This is a genomic window from Deltaproteobacteria bacterium, from assembly GCA_021737785.1.
In the GTDB taxonomy this organism is placed as follows: Bacteria; Desulfobacterota; DSM-4660; order Desulfatiglandales; family Desulfatiglandaceae; genus AUK324.
In genome coordinates this window covers 1-16,534 of sequence record JAIPDI010000055.1, presented here as the reverse complement: position 1 = coordinate 16,534, position 16,534 = coordinate 1, and the positions used below count along the sequence as shown (strand labels likewise).

Below are 16,534 nucleotides of genomic sequence, written 5' to 3'. Positions count from 1 at the left end.
ATGGGTCAAGCAATTTCTACATGGGCGGCTGGGTTCAAGGGTTGCCGGTGCAAGTGTTTACGGGTCCAACAATCCCAAGGAGTCCTCATTTCACCTGGAAGACCCCGGGGAAGACTCCTCCCGGGTCCGGCAAAGGCCCTGGCGGGTACAGGGTCAACGCCTGTTTGGGGGACGAGCCATCCCGCTTCTCGGGACCGGTTAATGTGCGGGAAAATCGTAACTTTTTCTAAAAGCCTGCGATGTAATAGACAAACCCGGGCGTTCGGTATGTGAAAGGGCATTGAGCAGCGGTCATGAAGCCCTGACATCGAGGTTTTAAAAGACGGCCCGCAAGGTCATTTAAGGAGTAGAGACGTCGCATGGAAAGGCCTTTTCTGAACAGACAGATACAAATGGGGCGAATTGTTGTATCATATGGGCGCAATTCCAGCTGTTTTGAGATGAACAGCCGATGGCTTTCCCCGCGTAATAGCCTGAAAAAGATGGGACTATTGACGTCACGATCCGTGATGGGATATAGAGGGAATGGTGAATCCACCCAAAGACTCGGAAATCGTACGGCGTATTCTTCAGGGAGAGACAAATGCCTTTGCTCTCCTGCTGGATCGGTATAAAGACCATGCTCTCAAAATCATCAAGCGGCGGATTCCTGGAAAAGACATCGAGGACATCGCCCAGGAGGTGTTTATAAGGGCCTACCGGTCTCTGCCCGGATTCGATCCCGAAAGCCATTTCAAAAAATGGCTGTCCGTAATTGCCGTCAGGACGTGCTGTGATTATTGGAGAAAGGGATATCGCACCCAGGAGTCGCCCATGAGTTCCTTGTCCGAAAGGCACAGTGAATGGCTGGAGGCCGTCATATCGTCGGAATCAACCGCCTCTGTCGATGAAAAGGCCCGGCAGGAGGAGGCCAAAGAGGTCCTGGCCTGGGCCCTGGCCCGTTTATCAGCAGAAGATCGTATGGTGATGGAGATGGTCTACCTGGAAGGGATGTCCGGAAGCGAGGCCGCCGAACTCATGGGATGGAGCATCACAAACGTAAAAGTCCGCGCCTTCAGGGCCCGGAAATTGTTACGGAAACTTCTTTCCGGACTCCTGAAAAAAGGGGAGGCAAAATGATGAACCTCAAAAAGGAAGACCTCAAGAAGGTCCAACGTGCACTGTCATCCGCCTACAAGGGAGGGGGGGACACTGAAATCGGCGATGCCTGGGAGAGGCGCGTCATGGCCCGCGTCAGGGGCCTGGGACCGCTGAGATCCCGGCGCGGGATGACAGCCCTCTTTGAAGGTGTCTGGCGCTTTGCCCCTGCGGCGGCCGCGATGTTTCTGGTCCTCGGCGCTGTCCTCTACCAGCGGATGGACATCCTCTCCGAGTACGAGATGGCAAGGGTGTTTTTGGAGACCGGACTCGATGATTCCCTGTTTCAGATTCTAGGTGCATCATGACAGGAAGCAGACCCAAATTGAAGCTGGCTGCGGGCGTGGCCCTTATCTTTTGTGTGGGCGCATTGACCGGGATTCTGGGGGCAAGCCTCTATTTTGAGGAAAAAATAGAGAAGATGTTTCACCACAGGCCGCCCCGTGGTGAAAGAATTGTTGAACGGCTCACCCATGACCTGGACCTGACGCCGGCCCAGCAGGAGGAGATCCGGCCCATTATTATGGCCTTTGACCAGAAGGCATCTGACCTCAAGCTCCAATACCGTCCCCAGATGAAAGCGCTTCATGAGGAGGTCAAGGCCCAGATCAGAACAAGGCTGGATGAAGAACAGAAACTAAAGTTCGATGAACTCAATGAAAAACTTGAAAAACGCTTTCAAGAAAAGCAAGAAAAGCGGTCTTCCTCCCCGCCCGTTGAAGACCCCCGGAAGGGCGTCGAGTAATACTTCCTCAGCGGCAACCAGATCTACGACATCCCTGGCGCAGGCTTTGATATCCCCAATGGTCACCTGCAGGCGTTTTGTTCTGCTTAACAGATCCAGTGGGGTCGCTCCGATATGAGGGCGTCTATGGTCTCTCGAAGCCAGGGATAGAGCCCCTCTGCCATATAAAACCGGGGAAACAGGAGATCGCTTGTTTGAGCGATCCGGCCCTCTTCAATGGCCCTGTGCGCCAGCGGGGTATTCGGATAGACCCGGACCCCGAGGCTGAGCTTTATTGCATCGAGGGGGAGGGAATCCATAAAGGAGAGGCTTTCGAATTTTCAATCATGCGCCATTCGGAAGGAGCACCCCATGACCCGAACCTACAGGCATCTCGAGACCAAACTCATCCATGCCGGCGAGCCCGACCCGCGCATCTGCGGGGCCGTCAGCCTCCCGGTGTTCCAGTCATCCACCTTCGAGGCCCTTGGCGAACCCGGCTACTTTGATCTCAAGTACATCCGCCTCAACAACACCCCGAATCACGTGGCCCTCCATCAGAAGCTGGCCGCCTGCGAAAACGGAGAGGCCGGGCTGGTAACCGCCAGCGGCATGGCCGCCATCTCCACAACGCTCCTCACCATTCTGTCATCGGGGGATCACCTCCTGGCCCAAGACTGCCTCTATGGCGGGACCCACGATTTCATCACCACCGACCTTCCTTTGCTCGGGATCTCATTCGATTTCATCGATGGGAATGACCCGGACTCCTGGCAGTCCAAACTGAGGCCCACCACCAGGGCCATCTATGTGGAGACCATGACCAACCCCCTCCTCCAGGTGGCGGACCTGAAGGCGGTGGTGCGGTTTGCCAAGGCATCGGGGATCGTGTCCCTGATTGACAACACCTTTGCCAGCCCGGTCAATTTCAGGCCCCTGGACTGGGGGTTTGATCTCTCCCTCCACAGCTGCTCCAAGTACTTAAACGGGCATTCGGACATCGTGGCCGGCGCAGTGATCGGCCCTTCCAGCATGATCGAACGGATCGCCCACAAACTGGCCCACTTGGGCGGCTCCCTGGACCCCCATGCCTGCTTCCTCCTCCATCGCGGGATGAAGACCCTGGCCGTGAGGATGCAGTATCAGAACGAGAGCGCCCTTGCGATCGCCCGGTTCCTTCAGGCCCATCCATCCGTTGAGATGGTCAATTACCCAGGGCTCGATACGCACCCGGGGCATGCCCGTGCATCAGATCTGTTTGAAGGCTTCGGCGGGATGATGAGCTTTGAGATCAGGGGCGGGCTGGAGGCCGCGGAGCAGTTCATAGAGCGGGTCACCCTCCCCATCTGTGCACCGAGCCTCGGCGGGGTGGAGGCCCTCATCACCCGTCCGGCCGCCACCTCCCATGCCGGAATGGCGCCCGAGGACCGGAAGGCCCTCGGGATCTCCGACAGCCTGATCCGCCTGTCCGTGGGGCTCGAATCCACAGAGGACATGATCGCGGATTTCGATCAGGCCCTTTCCTAGCATGCCCCCGGGGGGTCGAAAGCGACTCCCTTCGACCGAAAATCTTCATACAGGGCCACCCCAATCAGTTGCGCCATTATCCCCCACAACTGCCCATGCGGCATCAGCTATCATCCATGAGCAGAGGACGATTCTTTAGAGGACCGGCAGCGGCCGGCTCATTCGGGCTTACAAGTACTTAAAGGAAACCGGGATGCGATGGGCTCAAAATCACGATCATCATGGAGCAATGTCAATCCCTCGATGATGCAAAACGTCGCGATAATGACATCCATTGTCTTCCGCACGGTAATCCCCATCTTTCGAAGCTTCCTGTAGTTTAGGGCGCTTTGTACGGCTACCTGATAGCCCCCCATTTTACGAAACGGGAGGGCATCTAAAAAGGTCTTTGCCGTGTCAAAGTCCTTATCAGACCTGAATCCCTGGAGGACCTCTGTCAAAATCAGATCGCCCATGACGATGGGAATGGCTGAGAGATAGGCATTCAGCAGATCCGTCTGCCATGTGGATTCACCGTTGAAATAGTCGATCCAGACGGATGAGTCGACCAGGATCATTGATCGGACCTCATGGCATCAAGGTCACCGTCCCATTTCAATTTGCCGCGCAGATCCCTGATCCGCTCCTGCTTCTTGATCTGGATCAACAGCCTCAAACCGGTTTCAACGACCGACTTCTTGGTCTGAAGCCTGCTGAGCACCATCGCTTCATTCATCAGATCGTCATCTATAACAATATTGGTTCTCATGGGGGCCTCCATGGAAGTGATGTGTATAGTTTCTATTTTGCATACACACCATGCCCTCGTCAACGTAAAATAGCGATGTCGCTTCCAGACTCCTGCCCTTTGAGCGATAAGAGTGATCAGGCGTTGCTGTCTAATTCACAAAACAAGATCTGACCCGGAATTCTCATTGATCTCATGGATGGAGATCAACTGGCAAACAAACTCAAGGAGCTTCGCCTCGGCATAAGGGCCGAGATGGTCGAAAGCGTGGAAGTAGATGGCGACTGGTTTAAGAATACTTGAGGGGGCATTTGTACCCAGTCAGTCCAAATTAATGAAGGCGAGGGCCTGAGAAGTGGTTATTTGCCCTGCATCGTTCCCCGATACCTATTTCTACTTTCCGGTTCAGCGAGTATCCTGCCTGAAGCGATTCCATCCCCTTGACTGTAAAAAGCAACCTTCCCCATCCGGCCAACAGTCACCATCCGGACTTCTCACACACAGCCACTAACAGGACAACCTGTTAGAATTAAAGCGATTTCAACTGATCAAAGAATAATGGCATTGATACCGCCATTTTTTTATATAAAATGGCGACATGTACACCAGAATTATATCATACCCGGATGGAGTGTCTTTTTTTTGGATGTGATCGGAGAAATGGCGGATCAGTATCACATTGATATGTCTTCACATTGATGAACAATAACTAACATGTCCTCCTGCGAACAAATTATCGCCAACCTTTCCAAAAGCATGCCTGTTGAAAACGATACGTATTTACTGAGGCTTTCCTGCTACATCCATCGGAATCCCTTAAGGGCTGGGATGGTTACAGTTGAAGCGGGAAGGATCAGGACATTCTTACACTTGGCGGGCTGGGGGGCTAAAATCCCTGGCTACCCGATTCGGCAAACCGCTCCCTGGATTCCCTGACCGCCGCAACAATATCTTTTGTGGTTGCTTTGGTCTTAATTCCTGGAACATCAAACGGTGACTTTTTGCTTTTCCGATAAACGATAGAAAAGGTTTCACCGCCTCTCCTTTTGATAACGACCTCCTCATTTCTGGCAATATTAAGAACCTCCGCAAGACGCTGTCTTGCTTCAGAATAAGTATAGACTTTCATGATTAATTTACTCCAAAATCGTGATGCCCATCTCCCGAGCTACTCTTTGCATTCCATGGTCAAGCGTAAGTAGTGGGCTATGGAGGTTTTCAGCGCATTTCAAAAAATATGCATCGTATGCATAAAGGTTAAATTTAATGGCAAGACTCAAGGCCGATTTTATATCAGTAGGCCTCAGATCAACCGGTATTTGTTGAACAATCTCCCACGCCGATGCAACCTCCTCTTTTTTCAAGGTGCCTTTTTTCATCATTGCCGTTAGGGCGTTCCCAATTTCAAACGGTAAAACATCAGGCGCAATCAATTCATGTCCTTCAGTAAGTTGAATTATTTTGACCTTTTCCGGCTCGTTTAAGGCAACGGCTATAAATGTATTTGTGTCGGCGATTATTTTCATGGGTACAATTGTACGTGTTAAAATTCAATTTGTCAAGCGGAACGCCGGCGCTCCTGGAATTCCGATATCAGGATTGAAAAGAGGTTTCCCGCGAAACATAAACAACTTCAGGTTCTTAGCGCCTCCCCCATGAACCCGTTGTTGGTATTTTTTCACCGCGGCAGCTCCCTGCTAAGATTTCCTGTTTACATTTCCAAAAGTATGCCCTATAAAATAATATAATTATATGATCAAAAGGAGATAATCATGAACTATCTGGCAGTGAAAGATCTTAAAAAGACCCGTTCATTACGGGAACGCCTGGCAAAGGAACGGGAATTGATCCTGACAAAGGACGGTCAGCCATTTGCTCTGCTGATTGGAATTCCGCCGGAAAACGTGGAAGGATCCCTTGCTGAGATACGGCGGGCCTTGTTCTCCGCAGCAGTTATGGAGGCACGAAAAAAGGCGGTTCCAAGCCCACCGGGTCCGGGCGTCATTGAGGATGAAATTATCAAGAGCCGAAGGGATCGTGGCCTAAAATGAAGATCGTCCTCGATACCAACGTGTTGATTTCCGGCATGCTGAATCCCTCCGGCCCACCCGGGAAGATTGTCGATCTATTGAGATCCGGTGCATTACAACTTGTTGTCGATGATAGAATTCTGAGCGAATATACGGACGTCCTTCGCAGAGAGTATTTCCTCCGATATTTCGGGAAATCCGAACGCGAAAATGTGATCGAGTATCTGGTCAGAAATTCCTATTATACGTTGTCGTGCGTCGTGGCCCATGACATCCCTGACCCAGGCGACATCCCCTTTCTTGAAACCGCCCTGACCGAAGGGGTTCCCTTGATCACCGGCAATCTCAAGCATTATCCTGAGAAGGCCAGGATGGGATGCATGATCGTATCGCCCAAGCAGTTTATAGACCAGTTTGTTGCAAGAAGAGATGCTGATGCTGTTCCCTCCTGCACGCCGGACTGAAAAGGCTGCAAGATCGATTTGCAGTGACTTTCCAATAGGGGATGAAATCTGAAGATCTTGGGGGCGTCGTTCAGTTTCTTATCCCTTTTGTCTCAGTTTTTCCTGACACACCCATCGGGTTTGTTCTTGATTGTTTTACATCTTGGCGCCTTCCCGGATAATGCTGAGGGACCATGGTTCTTTTCCCGGCCCCCTTGCCCCGGTCAAAATCATCACCCCCTGATTCCAGTAACTCCACAGGGTAACCTCTTTCGGTAACCGCCCACCCCCACGCTTCGGCGTGGTCCTTCAAGGCGCAACGTCCGCTGAGGACGTGAGTGTCTGTCCCCTGCCGGAGGCATGCGGATTGTCGTTTGTGGTTGTCTCTGCCACAAACGATAAAGCCAGATTCCTTTGCGGCCTTAGCGACTTGCGGTGAAGATGTCTATTTGACCCAATGGATCGCCGGGAGAGACGAGGACTGAACGCTGAAGTAGGACGGTTCAACATCCCTCCCTACTATTTCCATTTTTGAATACAACATGTTGACATTAGAGCGATTTCAACTGATCAAAGAATAATGGCATTGACACCGCCATTTTTTTGTATAAAATGGCGACATGTACACCAGAATTCTATCATACCCGGATAGCACCTCTTTCTTCCTGTTTGGACCGCGGTCAACAGGAAAATCCACTTGGGTGCAGCACCAGTTCCCTTCGGCCCTGTTTGTGGATCTCCTGAAGGCATCCACCTTTAATAGCCTGACCGCGCAGCCTGACCGGCTGGAAAGGATGATACAGGATGGTTTCCAGGACTGGGTCGTTATTGACGAAATCCAGAAGATTCCTCCCTTACTGGATGAAATCCATCGCCTTATCGAAAAAAGAGGATTGCGTTTCATCCTGACGGGTTCGAGCAATCGGAAGCTTCGCCGGGGGGGCGTTAACCTGCTGGGAGGGAGAGCTTTGACCCTCAGGATGTATCCTTTGACAGCGGCAGAGCTGAAGAATGATTTTGACTTGAGCAGGGCCTTGGATCATGGCCTCATTCCGTTGGCTTATACCGCGGAAGACGCCAGGGATTTCCTTGACAGCTATGTTCAGGTCTATTTGCAGGAAGAGATCTCGCAGGAAGGCCTCATACGCAATATCGGCTCCTTCACGCGCTTTTTGGAAAGCGCCAGCTTTTCCCAGGGTTCCATACTGAATGTATCCACTGTGGCGAGGGATTGTGCAGTTCCCCGCAAGACGGTTGAGGGATATTTTGAAATCCTCGATGACCTCCATATCGGGTACCGTATTCCGGTGTTTCAAAAGCGGGCCAAGAGGAAGACCCAGGCCCACCCGAAGTTCTATTTCTTCGATGCGGGCCTTTTCAGAGCGTTGCGACCTGTCGGACCATTAGAAGCCCATGGAGAAACCATAGGGCCTGCCCTGGAAACCCTGGTCCTCCAGGAACTGATCGCCTTGAACGCCTACCTCAGAAAAAGGTATTCGATCCGCTACTGGAGATCCGGGCATAACGCCGAGGTAGACTTCATCCTTTACGGAGAAAAGGCCTTCTTTGCCATTGAGGTGACCGGCGCAAGTCGCGTCAGGGAGGGAGATGTTGCCGGCCTCAAGGCGTTCCTCAAGGAATACCCTGATGCCAGGGCGTTCCTATTGTACGCCGGAGATGAGACCTATTATGAGGACAAGATACGCTTTATCCGGCTCACCGATTTTTTCACGGATGCGGCCAACCTCTTTTTTGGCCAGGCATGAGGAGGAGAGACCGAGACCCTAATGCCTGAACCGATTTCCTTTGATATTACGATGCGTTTCAATAAGATGCCTTTCAATTGCCCGCGAGCCCTGACCCACACGCCTTTGGGCTTTCACCTTTGACCATTGACCCTTCATCTATAAGCGATGAGCCACCAGCCATGAACCTTGTGCCTCGCGAGGTGTGAAATTATCGCCTGATCTGGCAGAATCAGCTTGACTAAATTACCCTATAAGGTTAATTTTTATCCGATGTCTACCATCCTGAAACGCCTGTCGGAATCGCTTATGTCAAGGTTACGTTGCGCCAGGACGGGGCGATTGTGATCCAATTCAAGGAGAAATGAGATGAGGGGCGAATGCCTGAATTGCGGGAAAAGGCAGATGATCCATACCGTGCGCGATGTCCCTTACGCCTATAGAGGACACCATACCGTTGTATCCAACATCGCTGGATGGCACTGTCAGAATTGCGGCGAAGTCGAATTCGACGAGGGTGAAGGCGTTCGCTTCGCTGATGCCATTAAACAATTCGCCAGGGAACGCGATGAAATGGAGGCGGCTGAGCTTGCAAGGATACGTAGGAAGCTGGGGCTCACGCAGCAGGAAGCCGCGGTCCTTACAGGGGGGGGACCCAATGCATTTTCACGCTATGAGCGGGGCAAGGCCAGGCCCCTCTCATCGGTGACCAACCTTTTTAAGCTGTTGGACAAACATCCTCATTTGCTTGATGAAATCAGATCTGGTGCAAGATGAGGGGCCAAGGGATGCAGGACGCAAAGGCTTAGCGGGCGAGCATAGGAGCGAAAACCTTATTGGGAATCAGCCGAACTAATTTTCATGTCAACTCCGGGACACAATGTTATGACGACTGGCTAATCCATCAATGTTGTCAACGGGGACCATGAGAAAGCAAGATACGATAAACAAGAGTCAACAGCAGACCTGACCCTATTTCACCACGTGTTCTTTTGCAGAAGAGCCAAGGAATTACTGCAAAGACAAGAAAACCTGGGCTGAATGGGATGCGCTTGTGGCGAAATACCAGGGGGATGATGATATTCAGCTGCTGCATGCGCTGAGGGTGGGGCTATGCCTCAAAATAGGGCAGGGGAGCATCACGTTTGAGCGGGCTACAAAGCTCTTTAACCGCGCCCACGAAACCGTAATCCAGGAGAAACAGCTTGAGGAGTCAGAAGCAGGGAAAGAGGTGCCTAAGCTTTGACGGGCCAGGTTAGCTCTGGAACTTGCCTTTTCAACAAGAATCAAGCCAGAAAGAAACGCATTGGCTGGCAATGACCTTTCTGTTCCAGAAATCTGCTGCCCTACTGAATACACATTGTGCCAGAACCCGCTGGTTAATGTTTCCAGCTGTGGAGGCTATTAGCTGGCTTAACCTGCTAATTCCAGTGACTTTTCATGAATTCTGAAACTTCCGGGCTGAGGTTGTACCAGGATGCAAAGTTGTCTGTCACATCTATCACAATCAGAGAGTCATTGCTGTCCATGACTGCCCAGACTTTTTCCCCAGCGTCAGAGGCGGATAAATGCGACTTGACGTACCACAGCGAGTATTGCACCTTGGCCCAGTTTCCGAGCTTCTTGATGGCGTCGGCAACCTCTTCGTAATTTTGCCCAGGCGAATGAAGGTCATAAGAAATAAACAGATTGTTTGGCATTATTAGCTCCTTATTTCTTCTTGTTTTTGGACGGCCTCTGAGAAAGCGCGCTTCCGGCTGCTGACTTTGACTTTTTTGCAGTCCTGCCATCCCGGAGGACCGATGATGCGGCACTCGCTGCCCTCTTAGAGGTGATCTTTTTCGGGGATTTGCTCTGAGACAGAGCGCTTCCGGCAGCAGCCTTTGTTTTCGCACCGCTATTCCTGCTTCGAAGGGATTTCGAAGCGTTGCGGGCAGCTTTGGGCCGGGTCACTTTGGATTTTGCCATTTTTCAATCTCCTCGTTTTGAAGGTTTAAGAAGGGGCAACAAATATCGTTTTCGTTCAGCGCATGGCAAGCCTACTTGCTCTTGCATTCGTTGCACTGCTCTTTCGCAGGCCGGGAATCGGTTCTTTTCCAGCCTGGAGCAGGATAATGGTTCTTGGAGCATGAAGATTCCCAATGATAGGTATCGTGTCCCTCTTTGTAGTAATATGGCGCGTGCGGTGTTGACATGTTATCACCTCCTTTCTAATGGATTTGATGTACTAACCTTGTTGCCCCATTCTTGCTCATGAAAGGTACTGCCGACGATTTTCTGTTTTTTGCCAAAGATTCAGAAAAGACTGCCAGCGGGTGTTTAGAAGAAGGCCAGACAGAACCGGCCGGAACAGCCACCGCAGTTCCTACGGTTAGAAATAATGGCGAATTATTGGACTTTACCGGCATAGGACAATAAAAGGCAATAATCAGGCAGCAAGCAGCAAGGCTGAGGTTATGAACCATCCTTCCCCAAAATATGATACTTCCATCCGTGAGGAGCTTGATAAGGCGGATTGGGAGGTGGTTTTCCCAAAGGTGTTGAGGTATGCTGTATCAAGAGCCAAAAAATTCAGCTGGCTTGGTGATGAGGTTGACCCTGAAGCGCTTGTGCATGAAGCGGTTGCATGCGCGTATGGCATTGGAACAAGGGGAAATTTCAGGAACTGGAACAAAGAGACATGCCCGGATCTCGCGGATTTCCTTATTGGCATTGTGCGAAGCACAACCAGCCACAAGGCCGAGCATGAGGCGGACTTCCCGGGGGAATCGCTTTTTCACGAAGATGGCACGCCAAAAGAAGAAAAAATCCTGAAATCAGCCCGTGAAACAGAGGGAGCTGAGCCTAAGACCCCAGAAGAGGAGCTAATAGAGGATGAGAACCTGCAGGCCTTTAAGAAGTTGCTGGATAGCCTTTCAGATGAAGACGAGGGTTTGGGCATTGTTATATTATGCATAGAAGACGGAGTAAGCAAGCCCCGTGAGATTGCAGAGGAGACAGGATTTGACATAAAAAAGGTCAACAATCTTCTTAGAAGGCTGCGGCGCAAGCTTGAAAATTACAATCCGAAAAAGAAATAGTCTTCCAAGGAAAGGCAGGAAGAATGAGCATAGACAAGGAAAAATATCTGCGGACCATGGATGCCCTCACCGACGCCCTAGGCATGAGCGAAGGAATGTCTGCTGAAGAGATAAAGGCGGATATGAGGGATCAGGGAATTGATGTAGATGCTGCATTAGCCCGGCTGAAGAGGGCACGGCTGAGCATATCCATGGCGGCGAAAAGGTCAGTTTTGGATACTGCCATGGAAAAGAGGCTCAAGCTGGCAGAGAAAGGTCATGAGTTCATCGGGAAATTCAGTAATTGGACAAGGGATCAACTGATTGAAAGGATTAGAGAATTGAGCGAACCTGACTTCGGCTTTGCATATAGGGATTTGGAAAACATCGGAACCGACGAAATGGTCTCCATTCTGGAAGACCTTGAAATGGCACGCCGGAGCGCCATGGAAGACGACGGCGGAAGTGAATGACATTCATTACAAGCTGGTTGAAGCTGAGCGCCTTGCTTCGGGTGTCGTAGATGAATTCGGGATATGCCTGCCAGGGCATATCAGAGTCAGGGATATCGCCTTTGCCAAAAGGGCAGCAGTTGTTGAGGAAAAACTCACCGGGGCAGCAGCAAGCATTGTAAAGGCAGGCAGCCGGGCAACCATCAGGATTTCCCCGTCTGACAGTCCGGAAAGGAAAAGATTCAGCATTGCCCACGAATTAGGGCATCTCCTTATGGATCATATCGAATCTATACAGAGGGTTTGCAGCGACGCAGATATGATGAACTGGCATCAGGAAAGCCAGGAGACCCAGGCCAATTTCTTTGCGAGCGAGCTGATTTTGCCTGCGAAGCTGGTCCATGAGCGGTGTGATATCGGAAATATCAGCTTCGAACCTGTAAAGAAGATAGCCAAGGATTTCAGGGCATCACTGACTGCAACAGCGATAAAGTTTGTGAGATTATGCCCTGAGAAGTGCGCTGTTGTCCATTCAGCCAACGGCAAAATCAAATGGTTCTACAAGAGCCCGGATTGGTGGCCGTACATCAAAAGAGGCAAGGAACTCGACAAGGGAACCCTGGCCTACGATTTTTTTGCGGGTAAAGAGATGGAGACTGAACCGGTTGAGGTAGACGCTCATGCCTGGGTTGCACCCCGTGGCCTTGATGAAATCGTCGAGCATTCAATTGCATCACCGCACTATGGCTTTGTCCTCTCCCTTCTCTGGATAAAGCCGTAGCAAAGGTCCTGAGGGCCAAGATAGGGTTTCCGTTCTGCTATTTTCATAACGAACCGCTGTTTATTGATCTGAGCAGTAGAAACACAACAACATCCTATTTGTAAAGCCTGCATATGTCTATTAGCGCGACGGAAAATGTTGTAAAGTCAGAGGGCCGGGAGTTATACTGTTTCAAAAGAAACTGAATACATTGAATGACGCCAAAGGCAAAGCATCATTCTGATTACAGGATGAATAGGGCGAGGTAAAACGTGACGCCTTCGGATAATTCTTTTGCCCAAAGTTAGCTTTAGGCATGCCTTTCCAGAAAAAAGTTTGTTGGGGGCATTTAGGGAGGAGTGATATGCAAAGACAATTGGCCAGTGTTCTTACAGGTCTCAGCATCTTCCTATTGTCAAATCAGTCATACGGTCAGGATGCAGCAATCGAAGGGAAGGTAATGTCTGGAAATGTTCCTGTTACAAATGCCGAGATCGAAGTGTACGCCGGTAAAGAAAAAAATCCCATGGAGATATTGAGAACGGACAAGGAAGGGAAATTTAAAATCAACTGGAAAAAGGTGGATCTTCATATAGATACCACCCCGAGCAGAAATATATCGCTTCAAAAGGAAAGAATTGGAAGAAATAGATGGAAAATAATTATTGATGAAACCAGGACTGTGTCTTTTGGTAAAGAATTCAAAAAGCTTATTAGCCTGGTCCTAACATTCATCGTAGGCTGGTTTGGCGGATCAATAAGTAAGAACATTTCACATACTATCAAAAAAAGACGGTTTAGAAAACGTGACCTGCCGCCAACGAAAGAAGCTGTATCTAAGATGCTGAGTGATATCAAGTCTAGAGTATTGGAAAAAGAATTTGCCGGAGAAATTCTCAATTCAACGCTGAAAAGAGTACGGAAGATAAGTAAGGAAGTAAGTTCTCTGTTAGATGGTAATACAGACCTGAAAGAGTACGATAGAAAATCATACGATAGATTAAGACATGTAACGGGGGATCTGCAATTTATGGAAGGATTTCTTGGTGAGGATCGCAGCCAGCAGGATCGCTTATTCATATACTACAACGATAAATCAAGGGCTATAAGTGACTTTCCAGAATTGTCAAGCTATATGGATTCATTGCACTCTTTTTAAAAAATCGGCTAACATACAAAAATAGTAAATGGGGTTGTACCAAGCGTTGCTATTCTCTTCATGTGTTTTTTCATAAAACCTAGAAGTGCCGATAATGCCTTTTTGAACTACGACATCATGCCCCTTAACACCACATCTTAACATGGCAGAAATTGCTAATGACGAATTCTTAAGGCTATCTTTCCATTCTTCCGGAGCCTTGCCCATTTCATAATCGTTCGGCCAGACAAAACCAATAGAATAGGGTTTGTAAGGCCTCTTTCTCTCATTGAGAAAGGATAACCCAGCATCAATAGGCTCTTCAGTTACTGAATATTTAAAAAAAGTGGTTTGGTATTTCGCTAGTGCCATTAGAGCATAACATGTTTTTTCGACAAATGACTCTTGGCTTTGTTGTTGACCAAATTCACCCCAGCCGCCATCTTCCTTTTTGCGTTGATTGTCAATTAGCCATTTTACGCCATTCTCTATAAAAGGCAGGTACCTGTCTCTTTCTTTGTCATCGTTCTCTCTGCGGTAATATTTCAACAGAGTTTGTGTAGCATAGGCAGTCGCACCAGTGTCTTCTTTATCAATGCCTGGCTCTTTCTTCCAGCTTCCGTTTGCATTCCTAATATCCGTCCGCAATAGAGCCTCTAAGTGCTCTTTACCGGAGAAGCCACCGTCTTGAATGTCATTGTCATAGCTAGTGGTATAATTAAGAGCAATGAGCGCCATGCATGTGTCATAAGTATTCGGAGTATTAGATATGCTTTTGTGCGAAAAAGGAAAACCTGAATCTAGCGAATTGTCCTCAAGCCATTCTTTACCCTTCTTGATAGCTGACACTATCTTGTCCAACGGATAGGAAATCGAAGGATGGCTATCTTGCTCTACACAGGTTTTCCATTTGCTTAGCAGCAGAAGTACTATATAATTAGTCCAGTATGTGGGGACCAAAACCTGTTTGAAATCCTGCACATCCCTTTGATAAACTTTATTGAATGTATCTTTATAGCTCTTTAAATAATTATCAATAGCTTCCTCGAACTCTTTTCCCCGTATCTCCAAGAGGTAATCTCTATCTACAAGTGGGAAGCCACCATCCTCATCCTGTTTCGTTATAACACGGTTATGTACATGGTCTGCCAGCTCATTTGAAAGAAAGTCAACCGAGAAAAAATAGTAATTGCGTGAGGTGTCAAGTATAGTATCGATGTTGACACCTTTTTTCGCGAATTGAGGAACCCCTTTGATCAATTCTTCCTGTTCTTTTCTGTCTTTTTTGTAGAAGCTGGGACTGAAAATCTTCCGCACATTAGGATTCTGGTAAAGCTCAAGGATTTCAGCAGCTGAGCTATATAGCATGTCTCTTACCCCTCCTGTTTTGTTGCCGACGCTTGTAAATAGGAATAAAGGTCTGCAAAGAGCTGCATGTTATTTCGCGATTTGGCTCGGGTTTCTTCAATTTTTGCGCTAAAAATTTCCTCCCCAATACAGTACATCCATAAGATAGCGTCAAAGAAGGAACTAAAGGTCGTGATCGGAACAATTCTAGAAATGCGGATCCTTTCAAACGTATCATTATTGTATAGGGCAGCGATAGCATTAATGAGGTCCTTGCCGTAGTATCTTGGTGCGTTTTCACAAGGCTTACCCTCATTCGCAAATTCTCCCTGTATTTCTTCAGAGAGCTGTTTGAGCCTGGGGCATTCGAAATCCGAATCACTCCAAGTTAAATTTTCATTCCTGAATTGCTGTATTTTGCTTTCTCTGAAGAAACAACTGAAACCTATTTTCTGTGCTGTATCCCATTCTTTAGGAAGCACAATCAGGTCACAGGGGATACCCTTATGTTTGATAAAGAATACCGGAGTGTATAGAGTTAAAGCCTTATGTAAGTATTCTAAATAGCTGTTGTCTGCCGTGAACGGAAAACCTGCTAACAGGATGTCACTGAAAGAAGCGGGGACTTTAGTTTTTTCGTTAGTGATAGCGCCGATAGTGATTTCATGATGCTTTAAATAGTCCAAAAATGCCCTTAAGGATTCGAAGGATTCACTATATTTTGCAGCACATTTGAACTCTTCCTCTTTCTCATACCACCGCTTAGTGATAAAGATGTTTCTTAGATGTTCGCTCTTTTTCTTTTCGCTAATAGGCTGTAGCATCTTCATCCCAAAGCTAATCGAGTCAAATGCCAGTTTGGAGTAAATTCAGATTTATTTCATATACTAAATATCAGGCTAATTTAAATAAGTTGTGATTGGCATAACAAAAAGCCTGTTTCAACCCTATTCAATATAAAACTTCAATGGAAGATTAATTAGGATATCCCTTGGTGTCGCCACTATGCCCAGCTAAAGTCATCTTCCGTGACAGAGGGTATGCACCAAATCATCAATAACCTCTCCACGCAGAAGATGCTGTTTCATATATCAAGGTGGTTACAAAAATAAAAAAGCCGGCATTAATACCGGCTGCGCTCCCTTCCTATACCGCTCCCCGTGAAACCTTCGATCTTGATTCGAATCAAGAAATTCGCGATCATTTTGGCACCACAAAAAGCGAGTTGCGTATCCTTTTCACTGCTATGCGAAATTCAATTCCTGACGACACTATTTATCGAAAAATTTTAAATTAATAAGTTTTCCCTAGCAGCCTGTCGGACTTACTATGCGGCTCTGGCGCGAGTCTGACTCATTAGCTGCCGACCGAGAAATGGCCTAAAAAAATGACCTCGGGGCGACTTTTCTCTTGCATTTCCCTTTGGGTTTCGATATAATTTTTTT

22 protein-coding genes are annotated in these 16,534 nt (G+C 48.6%); 14 read left to right on the top strand and 8 right to left on the bottom strand.

Going from position 1 to position 16,534, the window contains the following annotated elements:
• Positions 1 to 525: 525 nt before the first annotated feature.
• Genes K9N21_20410 through K9N21_20400 form a run of 3 tightly spaced genes read left to right on the top strand, consistent with a single transcriptional unit; the run spans position 526 to position 1,882 of the window.
• Entirely contained in the window at positions 526 to 1,119 is a 594-nt protein-coding gene (locus K9N21_20410; GenBank protein MCF8146277.1) for a sigma-70 family RNA polymerase sigma factor, read from the top strand.
• Complete coding sequence (locus K9N21_20405; protein ID MCF8146276.1) at positions 1,116 to 1,445, top strand: hypothetical protein; 330 nt, start codon at positions 1,116 to 1,118, stop codon at positions 1,443 to 1,445. Before K9N21_20410 ends, K9N21_20405 begins: the two co-directional genes overlap by 4 nt.
• Positions 1,442 to 1,882, top strand: coding sequence for a hypothetical protein (locus K9N21_20400; GenBank protein MCF8146275.1), 441 nt, complete (start codon positions 1,442 to 1,444; stop codon positions 1,880 to 1,882). The genes K9N21_20405 and K9N21_20400 overlap by 4 nt, the downstream gene beginning before the upstream one ends.
• An 86-nt stretch (positions 1,883 to 1,968) precedes the next feature.
• Here K9N21_20400 and K9N21_20395 read toward each other — a convergent pair whose 3' ends face one another.
• On the bottom strand, positions 1,969 to 2,181 hold the full coding sequence (locus K9N21_20395) for a hypothetical protein (GenBank protein ID MCF8146274.1): 213 nt from the start codon (positions 2,179 to 2,181) through the stop codon (positions 1,969 to 1,971).
• 52 nt (positions 2,182 to 2,233) lie between these two features.
• Here K9N21_20395 and K9N21_20390 point away from each other — a divergent pair, with 52 nt between their 5' ends.
• Positions 2,234 to 3,388 carry an aminotransferase class I/II-fold pyridoxal phosphate-dependent enzyme gene (locus K9N21_20390; GenBank protein MCF8146273.1) on the top strand — a complete coding sequence of 385 codons (1,155 nt, stop codon included), beginning with the start codon at positions 2,234 to 2,236 and terminating at the stop codon, positions 3,386 to 3,388.
• A 158-nt stretch (positions 3,389 to 3,546) separates the two neighbouring features.
• On the opposite strand, the gene K9N21_20385 is transcribed toward K9N21_20390, so the two are convergent.
• From K9N21_20385 to K9N21_20370, 4 genes are all read right to left on the bottom strand, one after another.
• Positions 3,547 to 3,945 carry a PIN domain nuclease gene (locus K9N21_20385; protein ID MCF8146272.1) on the bottom strand — a complete coding sequence of 133 codons (399 nt, stop codon included), beginning with the start codon at positions 3,943 to 3,945 and terminating at the stop codon, positions 3,547 to 3,549.
• Positions 3,942 to 4,136 (bottom strand): type II toxin-antitoxin system VapB family antitoxin, encoded by a 195-nt coding sequence (locus K9N21_20380; GenBank protein MCF8146271.1) that lies wholly within the window; start codon positions 4,134 to 4,136, stop codon positions 3,942 to 3,944. The genes K9N21_20385 and K9N21_20380 overlap by 4 nt, the downstream gene beginning before the upstream one ends.
• Before the next feature lie 865 nt (positions 4,137 to 5,001).
• Positions 5,002 to 5,244 carry a type II toxin-antitoxin system Phd/YefM family antitoxin gene (locus K9N21_20375; GenBank protein MCF8146270.1) on the bottom strand — a complete coding sequence of 81 codons (243 nt, stop codon included), beginning with the start codon at positions 5,242 to 5,244 and terminating at the stop codon, positions 5,002 to 5,004.
• 7 nt (positions 5,245 to 5,251) lie between these two features.
• Entirely contained in the window at positions 5,252 to 5,641 is a 390-nt protein-coding gene (locus K9N21_20370; GenBank protein ID MCF8146269.1) for a type II toxin-antitoxin system VapC family toxin, read from the bottom strand.
• Positions 5,642 to 5,887: 246 nt separating this feature from the next.
• Here K9N21_20370 and K9N21_20365 point away from each other — a divergent pair, with 246 nt between their 5' ends.
• From K9N21_20365 to K9N21_20340, 6 genes are all read left to right on the top strand, one after another.
• Positions 5,888 to 6,166 carry a hypothetical protein gene (locus tag K9N21_20365; GenBank protein MCF8146268.1) on the top strand — a complete coding sequence of 93 codons (279 nt, stop codon included), beginning with the start codon at positions 5,888 to 5,890 and terminating at the stop codon, positions 6,164 to 6,166.
• Entirely contained in the window at positions 6,163 to 6,609 is a 447-nt protein-coding gene (locus K9N21_20360; GenBank protein MCF8146267.1) for a putative toxin-antitoxin system toxin component, PIN family, read from the top strand. The genes K9N21_20365 and K9N21_20360 overlap by 4 nt, the downstream gene beginning before the upstream one ends.
• A 599-nt stretch (positions 6,610 to 7,208) precedes the next feature.
• Entirely contained in the window at positions 7,209 to 8,354 is a 1,146-nt protein-coding gene (locus K9N21_20355; protein MCF8146266.1) for an AAA family ATPase, read from the top strand.
• A 281-nt stretch (positions 8,355 to 8,635) separates the two neighbouring features.
• On the top strand, positions 8,636 to 8,701 hold the full coding sequence (locus K9N21_20350) for a hypothetical protein (protein ID MCF8146265.1): 66 nt from the start codon (positions 8,636 to 8,638) through the stop codon (positions 8,699 to 8,701).
• Between the two features lies 1 nt (position 8,702).
• On the top strand, positions 8,703 to 9,110 hold the full coding sequence (locus tag K9N21_20345; protein ID MCF8146264.1) for a type II toxin-antitoxin system MqsA family antitoxin: 408 nt from the start codon (positions 8,703 to 8,705) through the stop codon (positions 9,108 to 9,110).
• A gap of 277 nt (positions 9,111 to 9,387) precedes the next feature.
• A complete protein-coding gene (locus tag K9N21_20340) occupies positions 9,388 to 9,579 on the top strand; it encodes a hypothetical protein (GenBank protein ID MCF8146263.1) in 192 nt (63 codons plus the stop codon).
• A gap of 175 nt (positions 9,580 to 9,754) precedes the next feature.
• Here the strand turns inward: K9N21_20340 and K9N21_20335 are convergent, their stop codons facing one another.
• Complete coding sequence (locus K9N21_20335) at positions 9,755 to 10,033, bottom strand: hypothetical protein (GenBank protein ID MCF8146262.1); 279 nt, start codon at positions 10,031 to 10,033, stop codon at positions 9,755 to 9,757.
• A 756-nt stretch (positions 10,034 to 10,789) separates the two neighbouring features.
• Between K9N21_20335 and K9N21_20330 the strand changes: the two genes are divergently transcribed.
• The 4 genes from K9N21_20330 (at position 10,790) to K9N21_20315 (ending at position 13,763) form a co-directional block, all read left to right on the top strand.
• A complete protein-coding gene (locus K9N21_20330; GenBank protein ID MCF8146261.1) occupies positions 10,790 to 11,413 on the top strand; it encodes a hypothetical protein in 624 nt (207 codons plus the stop codon).
• A 56-nt stretch (positions 11,414 to 11,469) separates the two neighbouring features.
• Complete coding sequence (locus K9N21_20325) at positions 11,470 to 11,865, top strand: hypothetical protein (protein ID MCF8146260.1); 396 nt, start codon at positions 11,470 to 11,472, stop codon at positions 11,863 to 11,865.
• Positions 11,858 to 12,625, top strand: a complete 768-nt coding sequence (locus K9N21_20320; GenBank protein ID MCF8146259.1) for an ImmA/IrrE family metallo-endopeptidase — start codon at positions 11,858 to 11,860, stop codon at positions 12,623 to 12,625. Before K9N21_20325 ends, K9N21_20320 begins: the two co-directional genes overlap by 8 nt.
• A 343-nt stretch (positions 12,626 to 12,968) precedes the next feature.
• Positions 12,969 to 13,763, top strand: coding sequence for a hypothetical protein (locus K9N21_20315; GenBank protein MCF8146258.1), 795 nt, complete (start codon positions 12,969 to 12,971; stop codon positions 13,761 to 13,763).
• Here the strand turns inward: K9N21_20315 and K9N21_20310 are convergent.
• Together K9N21_20310 and K9N21_20305 are read right to left on the bottom strand one after the other, a co-directional pair.
• Positions 13,746 to 15,110 (bottom strand): terpene cyclase/mutase family protein, encoded by a 1,365-nt coding sequence (locus K9N21_20310; GenBank protein MCF8146257.1) that lies wholly within the window; start codon positions 15,108 to 15,110, stop codon positions 13,746 to 13,748. The two genes, K9N21_20315 and K9N21_20310, sit on opposite strands and share 18 nt — an antisense overlap.
• Positions 15,111 to 15,115: 5 nt before the next feature.
• Positions 15,116 to 15,913, bottom strand: a complete 798-nt coding sequence (locus K9N21_20305; GenBank protein ID MCF8146256.1) for a hypothetical protein — start codon at positions 15,911 to 15,913, stop codon at positions 15,116 to 15,118.
• Positions 15,914 to 16,534: the final 621 nt, after the last annotated feature.

Coding starts and splice junctions, on each gene's coding strand:
- K9N21_20410 (MCF8146277.1), top strand. CDS start 526: ATGGTGAATCCACCCAAAGACTCGGAAATCGTACGGCGTATTCTTCAG.
- K9N21_20405 (MCF8146276.1), top strand. CDS start 1,116: ATGATGAACCTCAAAAAGGAAGACCTCAAGAAGGTCCAACGTGCACTG.
- K9N21_20400 (MCF8146275.1), top strand. CDS start 1,442: ATGACAGGAAGCAGACCCAAATTGAAGCTGGCTGCGGGCGTGGCCCTT.
- K9N21_20395 (MCF8146274.1), bottom strand. CDS start 2,181: ATGGATTCCCTCCCCCTCGATGCAATAAAGCTCAGCCTCGGGGTCCGG.
- K9N21_20390 (MCF8146273.1), top strand. CDS start 2,234: ATGACCCGAACCTACAGGCATCTCGAGACCAAACTCATCCATGCCGGC.
- K9N21_20385 (MCF8146272.1), bottom strand. CDS start 3,945: ATGATCCTGGTCGACTCATCCGTCTGGATCGACTATTTCAACGGTGAA.
- K9N21_20380 (MCF8146271.1), bottom strand. CDS start 4,136: ATGAGAACCAATATTGTTATAGATGACGATCTGATGAATGAAGCGATG.
- K9N21_20375 (MCF8146270.1), bottom strand. CDS start 5,244: ATGAAAGTCTATACTTATTCTGAAGCAAGACAGCGTCTTGCGGAGGTT.
- K9N21_20370 (MCF8146269.1), bottom strand. CDS start 5,641: ATGAAAATAATCGCCGACACAAATACATTTATAGCCGTTGCCTTAAAC.
- K9N21_20365 (MCF8146268.1), top strand. CDS start 5,888: ATGAACTATCTGGCAGTGAAAGATCTTAAAAAGACCCGTTCATTACGG.
- K9N21_20360 (MCF8146267.1), top strand. CDS start 6,163: ATGAAGATCGTCCTCGATACCAACGTGTTGATTTCCGGCATGCTGAAT.
- K9N21_20355 (MCF8146266.1), top strand. CDS start 7,209: ATGTACACCAGAATTCTATCATACCCGGATAGCACCTCTTTCTTCCTG.
- K9N21_20345 (MCF8146264.1), top strand. CDS start 8,703: ATGAGGGGCGAATGCCTGAATTGCGGGAAAAGGCAGATGATCCATACC.
- K9N21_20335 (MCF8146262.1), bottom strand. CDS start 10,033: ATGCCAAACAATCTGTTTATTTCTTATGACCTTCATTCGCCTGGGCAA.
- K9N21_20330 (MCF8146261.1), top strand. CDS start 10,790: ATGAACCATCCTTCCCCAAAATATGATACTTCCATCCGTGAGGAGCTT.
- K9N21_20325 (MCF8146260.1), top strand. CDS start 11,470: ATGGATGCCCTCACCGACGCCCTAGGCATGAGCGAAGGAATGTCTGCT.
- K9N21_20315 (MCF8146258.1), top strand. CDS start 12,969: ATGCAAAGACAATTGGCCAGTGTTCTTACAGGTCTCAGCATCTTCCTA.
- K9N21_20310 (MCF8146257.1), bottom strand. CDS start 15,110: ATGCTATATAGCTCAGCTGCTGAAATCCTTGAGCTTTACCAGAATCCT.
- K9N21_20305 (MCF8146256.1), bottom strand. CDS start 15,913: ATGCTACAGCCTATTAGCGAAAAGAAAAAGAGCGAACATCTAAGAAAC.